The organism is Myxococcus llanfairpwllgwyngyllgogerychwyrndrobwllllantysiliogogogochensis (genome assembly GCF_006636215.1).
GTDB classification, from domain to species: domain Bacteria; phylum Myxococcota; class Myxococcia; order Myxococcales; family Myxococcaceae; genus Myxococcus; species Myxococcus llanfairpwllgwyngyllgogerychwyrndrobwllllantysiliogogogochensis.
Genome location: NZ_VIFM01000121.1, coordinates 21488 through 31965, shown reverse-complemented (window position 1 = coordinate 31965; position 10478 = coordinate 21488). Strand labels below are relative to the sequence as shown.

At 68.3% G+C, this 10478-nt stretch carries 6 protein-coding genes; 4 read left to right on the top strand and 2 right to left on the bottom strand.

From position 1 onward, the window contains the following. The 3 genes from FJV41_RS26805 to FJV41_RS26795 form a co-directional block, all read left to right on the top strand. Positions 1-1348 (top strand): choice-of-anchor A family protein (locus FJV41_RS26805; protein ID WP_246137432.1); only part of this gene is annotated, 1348 nt, incomplete at its 5' end. A 48-nt stretch (positions 1349-1396) separates the two neighbouring features. Further along, positions 1397-5491, top strand: coding sequence for a M36 family metallopeptidase (locus FJV41_RS26800; RefSeq protein ID WP_141645403.1), 4095 nt, complete (start codon positions 1397-1399; stop codon positions 5489-5491). A 93-nt stretch (positions 5492-5584) separates the two neighbouring features. Beyond that, positions 5585-6766 carry a M23 family metallopeptidase gene (locus tag FJV41_RS26795; protein WP_141645402.1) on the top strand — a complete coding sequence of 394 codons (1182 nt, stop codon included), beginning with the start codon at positions 5585-5587 and terminating at the stop codon, positions 6764-6766. A gap of 24 nt (positions 6767-6790) precedes the next feature. Here the strand turns inward: FJV41_RS26795 and FJV41_RS26790 are convergent, their stop codons facing one another. Then, positions 6791-7381, bottom strand: a complete 591-nt coding sequence (locus tag FJV41_RS26790) for a DUF2378 family protein (protein WP_141645401.1) — start codon at positions 7379-7381, stop codon at positions 6791-6793. A 218-nt stretch (positions 7382-7599) separates the two neighbouring features. Beyond that, complete coding sequence (locus FJV41_RS54665) at positions 7600-7722, bottom strand: hypothetical protein (protein ID WP_256433081.1); 123 nt, start codon at positions 7720-7722, stop codon at positions 7600-7602. On the opposite strand from FJV41_RS54665, the gene FJV41_RS26785 reads away from it, so the two are divergent. Further along, positions 7721-10135, top strand: a complete 2415-nt coding sequence (locus FJV41_RS26785; RefSeq protein WP_246137431.1) for a glycogen/starch/alpha-glucan phosphorylase — start codon at positions 7721-7723, stop codon at positions 10133-10135. The genes FJV41_RS54665 and FJV41_RS26785 overlap by 2 nt on opposite strands. Positions 10136-10478: the final 343 nt, after the last annotated feature.

Genomic DNA, 10478 nt, shown 5'->3' with positions numbered 1-10478 from the left:
CCCCCCCCCCGAGCCGCTCCCCTTGCTGGCGGGCGCCATGCAAATCGTCTCGCCGGCCGCGGGCACGCCTGTGACGCCGGGGAGCCTGATAACGGTGAGCCTGCAAGGCACCGGAGGCTTCCTACCCGTGAGCGCGCTCGTCGGAGGCGTGGGCCACGGGGCGTTCATGAAGACCGCGCCCTTCACGACCCAGCTCCGGATTCCGAGGGATGCCATTGGCACGGTGACGCTCACCGCCTATGGCTTCGATGCGACGGGCACCTCCGCGGAGTCCCCTCCGCTCGTGCTTCCCGTGACCACCACGGCGAAGCTGACGTCCATGTCCGTCATCAACGGCGACTCCACGCTTCGCGGCGTGGGCTCGACACGGCACCTGGTCGTGGTGGGCCACTATGACGACGGCGTGAAGCGCGACATCTCCTCGCCCGCGCTGGGCACGGTGTACTCCGCGTCCAACGCGGACGTCGCCACGGTGACCCTGGGTGGAACCGTGACGTCTCAAGGCGTGGGGCTCGCCACCATCGTCATCCGGAATGGGGGCCTCCACACCAGCATCACCGTGAAGGTCAGCGAGGGCAGCACCCGCCAGTGTCTCGATGTCCACCTGGGGGACTACAACCTCTTCGTCCAGGAGGACTATCGCGAGGGCATCGACGTCGGAGGACAGGTGGCCGCCGGCGGCAACATCTCCCTCAAGGACTTCCAGGTCGGCTGGAAGCTCCCCGCGACGGAGACCACCAACGTCCTGGTCGCGGGTGGCAATCTCATCCTCAACAACGGCACGGTCTGGGGCAATGCCAGATATGGCGGACAACTCCTTCCCCAGGGCTCGGTGGTTGTGAACCGCGGCACCGCGGCGCGAGGCAATCCCATCGACTTCGCCGCGCGCTTCACCGCGCTGCGCGCGCTCTCCACCCGCCTGTCCAACCTGCCTTCCGCGGGCACCGTCATCATCGAGAGCTGGGGGGGCGTCCTGCTGCGCGGTGTCAACCCCGAGGTGAATGTCTTCAACATGGAGGCCAGCGTGTTCACCAACGCCACGCTGCTCTCCCTCGAAGCCCCCGCCAACTCCCTGGCTGTCATCAACGTCCGCGGAACCACGGCGCGCTTCGCCAACTTCGGACACGTCTTCACGGGTGGCATTGACGAGCACGGCGTCCTCTTCAACTTCCCCGAAGCAACCGCCATCACCGCCTTTGACTATGGCTTCTACGGCACAGTCCTTGCACCCAATGCCCATTTCAGCTTCGCGAACGGCAGTTGGGTGGGAGGAATCTACGCACGCTCACTGATAGGCAATGCTGTTGGCCATATCAGCCGGCTGCGGGATACTACCATCTGCCAGTAAGGGCCGGCGCTCCCGTCAAGGGAAGGCAGTGAATCCGTGGGGGGTCAAGTGGCCAAGAGTCTTGTGAGCAGTGTTCCCACCGCGGTGTGGGCCCTGGCGATAGGCACAGGGTGTGCGGTGGAACTCCCCACGGGAAGCGCTCCCGACCCGAGCAGACAGGTCGGGAGCGCCGCGGCGCTCCCCTCCGTCGCGGTCGTCTCTCGCGACGTGGACCGGAACACTCCGACCCTGGTGTGGGCCGAGCGCGCCACGTCGCGCCCGAATCCCAGCCATGACACCCCCGAGGCGGCCGCGCGTGCCTATCTGGAGCAGCAGGCGCCGCTGTATGGATTGTCCCCGGCCGACCTGCGCGCGGCGTATGTCCATCGCGTGCATGACATTGGCCGGGGCGGAATCATCGTCTTCTTCAGGCAGCGCGTCGCGGGCCTGGAGGTGGTGCGCAATGAGTTGAAGGTGCTCCTGACCCGGGACCTGGCGCTCGTGGGCCTCACGGGCCACCTGAGTCGTGGGGTGGAGCGCGCCCAGCAGCTCGCCGGCTCCACCCTGGCGACCGCCAGTCCCCGTCATTCCCCTGGCGAGGCGGTGCTGAGCGCGCTCGGGGACATGTACGGCCAATCCCTGGCGGGTGAAGTCCACGAGGTGCGTCACGCCCAGGCGGGGGGCTCTTTCTTCGACTTCGTGCCCGACAGTGTGGACAAGCGCTCCGGTGTCTCCCTGGTGACTCCGGCCCGGGTCAGGCAGGTGTACGTCCCCATGCGGGGTCAGTTGCTCCCAGCCTACTCGGTGGAGCTCCTCGCCGAGCGCGCGGGGGATGAACACCCGCGAGGACATGGCTACCTGCTCCACGTGGAGGATGGGCGCGTGCTCCATCGCCGCGACCGCGTCATGGCGGACGCGTTCACGTACCGCGTCTGGGCGGATGCGAATGGCGTCCCGCTGGACAGCCCCCAGGACGACTACACCCCTCACCCGAGAGGCGAACCCGACGGACGGGAGCCGGGATTCACCCAGCCGATACAGGTGTCCGCGGAGGGATTGGTCCACCCCGGCACGCTCCAGGTGGACCCGTGGCTGCCCGCCGGGGCGACCCGGACCGCTGGCAATAACGTGTGGGCCTACGCCGACCACTACAGCCCGGACGGCTTCTCCGAGGGTCCCGCCGGGAAGGACACGCAAGCGTTCGTCACGCCAGGCACGCGAGACTTCCCGCATGAATACGACACCAGCGCCGCCCCCCTGGCCTCTCAAACACAGACATCCGCGTCGGTGGTCCAGTTGTTCTACACCACCAACTGGTTGCACGACTATTTCTACCTCTCTGGCTTCGATGAGCAGGCGGGCAACACGCAGACCGACAACCTGAATCGAGGCGGAGAGGCCAACGACAGGTTGCTGGCCGAGGCCCAGAACCAGGGGCCGGATGCGCGGGCGCGCAACAATGCCTTCGCTTTCGTCCCCTCGGACGGGGTGTCTCCCCGGCTGGAGTTCTACCTCTGGGAGACACCCGAGGTCCGCGCGTTCTCCGGCACGGGTTTCTCATACACCACCGGCAAGGCCGCGTTTGGCGCCCGGGACTTCAACCTGCAGAAGCCCCTGGTCCTCGCGGATGACGGGCAGGCGCCTGGAGAAGACGGGTGCCAGCCGCTGGTGAATGCCAACGCGGAGGACGCCATCATCGTGGTCAACCGGGGTGGCTGCACGGACGAGCGCAAGGCCATCCACGCGGAGGCCGCCCTGGCGGCGGGCCTCATCGTCATCAATCACGTCCCCGGTGCCCCGGCGCCCACCCTGTTCGAGGGAGACCCGGCGCCCAATCCCTCACTTCCGGTGCTGTCCCTCTCCTACGAGGATGGACAGGCGCTCAAGGCGCTGCTCGCGCAGGGCCCCTCGCAGGGGACCATGAGGCGCGCGGCCAGCGCCGACAGGGATGGCACCCTGGACAACACCATCGTGGCCCACGAGTGGGGGCACGTGCTCTTCCATCGCCTGGCCGAATGCTCGACGCCGCAGTGCGACGCCATGAGTGAAGGCTGGAGTGACTTCACGGCCCTCCACCTGATGCTGCGCGAGAATGACAACCTGGATGGGACGTTCGCGGTGGGCGGCTTCGCGGCCCAGCTCCGGGGGGAGAGTTCCTACTTCGGTGTCCGTCGGATTCCCTACTCGCGGCTGGCGACGAAGAACGCGCTCAGGTTCCGGCACATCACCCAGGGCACCGCCCTGCCCGCGACCCACCCGGTGCGCTCCAACGCGTTTGGGAACGCCCAGATGCACAACGCCGGCGAGGTCTGGGCCAGCATGCTCTTCGATGGCTACCTGGCCCTGGTCGGGCAGAGCCGGGGGAACTCGCCGCGCATCCCCTCCTTCGCCGAGGCCAGGCGACGCATGGCCGACTATGTGGTCACCGGGATGATGCTGGCGCCGGTGGACGCCACCTTCACGGAGCAGCGGGACGCGCTGCTCATGGCCGCCGCGGCGAAAGACCTCCAGGACATGGAGCTGCTGGCCCAGGCCTTCGCGGACCGCGGCGCCGGCTCCTGCGCGGTGTCGCCGCCACGCGACTCCGTGGGCTTCAGCGGGCTCGTCGAGGCCCAGCACCTTCAATCCGACCTGAGGCTGGAGGGCGTCACGCTGAAAGAAGGCGCGCGCTCCTGTGACAACCACGACGGGGTGCTGGATGGCGCGGAGACGGGCAGAATCGAAGTCACCGTCAGGAACCACGGCCCCGCCGACGCCTCCTCCGCGAGCGTGACGGTCTCCAGCGGCACGACGGCCCTGCTGTTCCCCCAGGGGAACACCGTCTCCGTGGGCGTCGTGGCGCCGTTCTCGGCCCGGACGGTTTCGGTTCCAGTCGAGCTCGCCCTCTCGGTGGGTTCGGCGAGCATCGCGCGCTACGACGTCACCCTCGACAGCACCACCTCCTGCCAGACGTCCTCCACCCAGCAGCACACCGCGCAGCTCGACTATGACCTGGTCCCGTCCGTGACGGACAGGGTCGAGGGCCACCGGAGCACCTGGGTGCCCGACGTGCTCGAAGGTGAAGCAAGCCAGACCTGGCGCATCCAGGAGTCGCCGCGCGCTCCGGGGGACCGCATCTGGTTCGCGCAGGATGCCTTCGACTTCGCGGACACGGCGCTGCAGACCCCGGAGATGGTCATCCCCGCTGGCGGGCGGTTCAGCCTGTCGTTCGAGCATCGCCACTCCTTCGCCTACTTCACCAGCGAGCACACCGGCGTGACGGACTACTGGAACGGGGGCGTCATCGAGTTCACCCGGAACAATGGTCAGACCTGGCAGGACGTCAGCACCCTCGTCACCGCGGGCCTGGACTATGGCGGCCCCCTCGACACGGAGACCGGCAACAACCTGGGGGGCAGACTCGCCTACGTGAAGGAGAACGCGGCCTGGCCCAACACCAACACCGTCACCCTGGACTTCGGGACCCGGCTCCAGGGCAGCACGGTGAAGCTGCGCTTCCGCCTGGGCTCGGCCCTGGCGCTCGAGGCCCACGGCTGGGAAATCGACAACATCACCGTCCAGGGCGCCACCGCGCCGCCCTTCCTGAAGCTCGCCGCGGACGTCGGCACCTGCCATCCCCGCGTCGTCGTCGGAGTGGACCAGACCGTCTTCAGTGGCGAGCCGGTGACGCTCGATGGCGAGGGGAGCACCGACCCGAATGGAGACACGCTGGCATTCACCTGGAAGCAGCTCACGGGCCCCACCGTGACGCTGGATGTGAGTGACCCGGAGCGGCCGGGCTTCACCGCGCCCACCGTCCAGGTGGACACGGACCTGACGTTCGAGCTGACCGTGAGTGACGCGGAGCTCTCCGCCTCCGCCCCGGTGAAAGTCACCGTCCGGCCACGCCCCGTCGTCGTGGACGCGGGCCAGGACGCCGGCCCCGACCCTGAACCGGACGCCGGCGCTGATGCGGGCTCCGACGCGGGGACCGACGCCGGCTCCGACGCGGGGACTGACGCCGGCTCCGACGCGGGGACCGACGCCGGCTCCGTGCCCGAGCCTCCCAAGCGCCCCGGTGAACACACGGGCTGCACCAGCTTCGGGGGCGGCGCGGGGCTCGCGGGGCCTCTCGGAATGCTCGGCGTGCTGCTGCTCATGGCCCGGCGCCGGCGCCGGAGCTGACTCGGCGAAGCAGCCAGGCAGGCAGGCTCGGGAAAAACCCGAGCCGCCAGTTGGGCAGGGGCGCGAGTGTCCACTACACTCGCTCCCCGCCCCATGCGACTTGCCCCCCTCTTCGCCCTGGCCGCCCTGCTGACCGTGTCCTCCGCTTCCGAGGCCGCCGTCCGGTACGACATCAAGAATCGCCGGATTGAACCGCGCCAGACGTTGGCGGGCGCGCTGCATGAGGCCCAGTTACCCGACGCCCAGGTGACCGCGGTCATCTCCGCGCTGGAAGGCGTGTTCGACTTCCGCAAGTCCCGCGTGGGAGACCAGTTCCGCATCGTCCTGCGCGATGGCGAGCTGGACTTCTTCGACTACCGCCAGAGCCTCGTCGACGAGTGGCAGGTGCGCCGCGACGGCGAGAAGTACGTGGGCAGCAAGCGCTCCATCGAAGTCGAGAAGCAGGTGTCCGTCGTCTCGCTCGAAATCCAGACGTCGCTCTACGAGGCGGCGGTGGACGCGGGCGAGGACCCGGCCATCGGCATGGTGCTGGCGGACGTGTTCGCCTGGGACATCGACTTCTACCGGGACGTGCGCAAGGGCGACACCGCGCGGGCGCTGGTGGAGAAGTTCGTCTCCAAGGGCCGCGTGCTGCGCTACGGCGAGGTGCTCGCCGCCCAGTACGTCGGCGGCCTCGTCGGCCCCAAGAAGGTCTACCGCTACGTCCTGCCGGACGGGCAGCCCAACTACTTCCAGGAGGACGGCGCCAGCGCGAAGAAGACCTTCCTCAAGAGCCCGCTGAAGTACGCGCACGTCACCAGCAAGTTCGGCTCGCGCTTCCACCCGGTGCTCCAGTACCTGAAGAACCACAACGGCGTGGACTACGGCACGCCCATCGGCACGCCCGTGTGGGCCGTGGCGGACGGCACGGTGACGCAGGCGGGCTGGGCCGGCGCGGCCGGCAACATGGTCGTCCTGCGCCACGCCAACGGCTTCGAGACGCAGTACATGCACCTGTCGAAGGTGGGTGAGGGCGTGCGCGTGGGCGCGCGCGTCAGCCAGAAGCAGGTCATCGCCTATTCGGGCAACACCGGCCGCTCCACCGGACCGCACCTGCACTTCGGCATGAAGCGCGGCGGCGGGTACACCAACCCGCTCAACCAGCAGTTCCCCCGCGCGGACCCGCTGCCCAAGACGCTCCTGCCGGACTTCCTCGCCAAGGCGCAGGAGCTCGCGGGACAGATGGAGGCCGTCTCCGTGGCCGCCGTCGCCGGACAGGCCCCCGCGGCGCCCTGAGGCCGCACCGGGGCCGTCAGCGGACTACTCCCAGACGATGTCGTAGTCCGCCGCGAAGTAGCCGTGCGGCGTGCCCACGACGGTGCCCTTGCACTGGATGGCCTTCAGGGCCTCCTGGAGCACACCCTCGTGGAACTGCACCGGCTGCATGTCGCCGTGGAAGGACAGGCGCACGTGGCGCTCGCTCAGCACGGAGTACTCCCGGCGCCCGTAGCTCACCAGCGTGGAGTAGGCGGTGGGAGCGTTGGACAGGAGGCGCTTGGGGTCGCCCTTGCCAATCAGCCGCGTCAGCGTCTGGCCCACCGTGGAGGAGAAGAAGCCCGTCACGGCGGCCGCGCCACACGCGCGCACCGCGTCCTCCTGGGAGGTGAAGCGCCCCGCCTTCGAGAGCGCGTCAGACGTGGCGTACAGCAACCGGATGGCGTCCACCGCGGAGTAGGAGAAGAAGTCCACCGGTGAGCGCTTGAAGAGCGGCTCGCGCAGCCGGGCGGCCGTGTCCGGCCCCAGCTGCTTCTCCGCGAGCGTCAGCACCGCGTTGAAGATGAGGCCGCGGACCGTGTCTTCGGGCCGCACCAGCGCGAGCCGCTGGTCCAAGTCATTCTTCGGGAAGGCCATGACCGTTGATTTCTACATCAAACCGGCCTGCCAGGGGCGCCCGTTCCACGTAAGCGCTGTGGGAAAGCAGGCGGATGGGCGCGCATCGCGCTTCGCTCCTGGACGTCCCAGGTCCTTCCCAGGGAGCATCCCTCCCCTTCCTGGCTCCGCGCTTTCCCATGCGACCTCCGCCAGGGCTGCGCTACCCTGACACCCCGCATCAGCCTTCCCACCCGAAGTCACACCCGGATGGAGACCTCTCGCGACATGGCCTCTCCCGCCTCCGCTTCCCCGCAGTCCCGTCCCGCGGCGTCGAACTCGAATGACGACAGCGGCCGCACCGGGAGCGACGCGACGTCCATGCGCCGCTCGTTCCTGGACCACGTGCGCTACTCGCGTGGGAAGAACTACGAGACGTCCACCGCGCACGACCGCTTCATGGCGCTGTCCCTCGCGGTGCGAGACAGGCTGGCGGACCGCTGGGTCCGCACCGCGCGCACCTACTACGAGAAGGACGTCAAACGCGCCTACTACCTGTCCGCGGAGTACCTGCTGGGTCGGGCGCTGGGAAACAACCTGTTGAGCCTGGGCATGCACGACGCCGCGTCCGAGGCCATGCGCGAGGTGGGGGTGGACCTCACCAACCTCCTGGAGATGGAGCCGGACGCGGGCCTGGGCAACGGCGGCCTGGGGCGCCTGGCGGCGTGCTTCCTGGACTCGCTGGCGACGCTCGGCTACCCCGGCATGGGGTACGGCATCCGCTACGAGTTCGGCATCTTCACGCAGGACATCGTCGACGGCTACCAGGTGGAGCGCGCCGACGAGTGGCTCAAGTTCGGCAACCCGTGGGAAATCGTCCGGCCGGAGAAGGCGGTGCCGGTGCGCTTCTTCGGGCGGGTGGAGCACCACCAGGGTCCGGACGGAAGGCCCGTGGCGCGCTGGGTGGGTGGCAAGACGGTGGTGGGCGTCCCCTACGACACACCCATCGCCGGCTACCACAACGACACCGTCAACACCCTGCGGCTGTGGCAGGCGCGCGCGTCCGAGGAGTTCGACCTGCTGCTCTTCAACGCGGGCGACTACGAGCGCTCCGTCGTCGAGAAGAACGACTCGGAGGTCATTTCCAAGGTCCTCTATCCGAACGACGCGTTCCAGGCGGGCAAGGAGCTGCGCCTCAAGCAGCAGTACTTCTTCGTCGCGTGCTCCATCGCCGACATCGTCCGGCGCTTCCTGAAGAACCACACGGACTTCAGGGACTTCCCCAAGAAGGCGGCCATCCAGCTCAACGACACGCACCCGGCCATCGGCGTGGCGGAGCTGATGCGCGTGCTGGTGGACGAGAAGCGGCTGCCCTGGGACGAGGCCTGGTCGATTACGCAGGCGGTGTTCGGCTACACGAACCACACGCTCCTGGCGGAGGCGATGGAGAAGTGGCCGGCGACGCTGTTCGAGCGGCTCTTGCCCCGTCACCTGGAGCTCATCTACGAAATCAACCAGCGCTTCCTGCGCCAGGTGCAGATTCGCTACCCCTATGACCAGGAGAAGCAGCGGCGGATGAGCCTGGTGGAGGAGGGCCCGGAGAAGAAGATTCGCATGGCCCACCTGGCGGTGGTGGGCAGCCACAGCATCAACGGCGTGGCCGCGCTGCACACGGACCTGCTGCGCCGGGACGTGCTGCCGGACTTCGCGGCCATGTACCCGGAGCGCTTCAACAACAAGACGAACGGCGTGACGCCGCGCCGGTGGCTGGCGTGGTGCAACCCGCGCCTGTCCAAGCTGATTACCTCCCGCATCGGCGAGGGCTGGGCGACGAACCTGGACAAGCTGCGTGAATTGGAGCCGCACGCGGAGGACCCGGCCTTCCGCAAGGCGTTCCGCGAGGTGAAGCGCGCCAACAAGGAAGACCTGTCCCAGCACATCCGGGACCTCCGCTCGGTGCGGCTCAACCCCGACGCCATCTTCGACGTGCAGATCAAGCGCCTGCACGAGTACAAGCGGCAGCTCCTGGACGCGGTGCACATCGTCGCGCTGTGGATGCGGGCGCGCAGGGACCCGAGCACCATCATCCACCCGCGCGCGTTCCTCTTCGGCGCCAAGGCGGCGCCGGGCTACCACCTGGCGAAGCTGACCATCCGGCTCATCAACGGCATCGCCGAGGTGGTCAACAGCGACGCGGGCACGACGGGGCTGCAAGTGGTCTTCGCCCCCAACTACCGGGTGAGCCTGGCCGAGCGCATCATCCCCGCGGCGGACGTGTCCGAGCAGATTTCGACGGCGGGCATGGAGGCCTCCGGCACTGGCAACATGAAGCTGATGCTCAACGGCGCCTTGACGCTGGGCACGCTGGACGGCGCCAACGTGGAGATTCGCGAGGCGGTGGGCGACGAGAACTTCTTCCTCTTCGGCCTCACCGCCGATGAAGTGATTGCCCGCAAGCGCGCCGGCTACCGGCCGCGCGACGAGTACGAGAAGAACCTGGAGCTGCGCGAGGCGTTGGACCTCATCTCCACCGGCTTCTTCTCCCCGGAGGACCGCGCCCTCTACAAGCCGCTGGTGGACAGCCTGCTGGAAGAGGACCGCTACCTGGTGCTGGCGGACTTCGCGGCCTACGCGGCGAAGCAGGATGAAGTCGTCCGCGCCTACCAGGACGCCGAGGGCTGGACGCGCAAGTGCATCATCAACGTGGCGCGCGCCGGCATCTTCTCCTCGGACCGCACCATCAAGCAGTACGCGGAAGAAATCTGGCGCATCCAGCAGACGCCCGTGGAGCCGTAAGGCCGCGCCGCGCCCCCCCGTTGACCGCTCCGGCGACGGGGGGCGACCCGCCCGTGTGCAGTGAGTCGCGACGCGACGCGCAACAATTGACGCATAAAGACGGCGCGACGCGCAATCACAGACAACGCAGTGCGCCAGCAAACAGACGGCTCGCCGCGTGAAGCCAACGCAGCGCGACGTGTTGACTCTGGAATCAATCCTGAGGCACTGATCTCCCGGTTCTTCGGGATTCGCTCGGTCGTGGGGTTGGGCTGAGTCGCAGGGTGCCTCTGAGTGAGGCCGGCTCCCGGGGTTCTGTTCCGACGTGCATCGGTTGCAGCAGGCGTTCCTCCCAAAGCCAGGA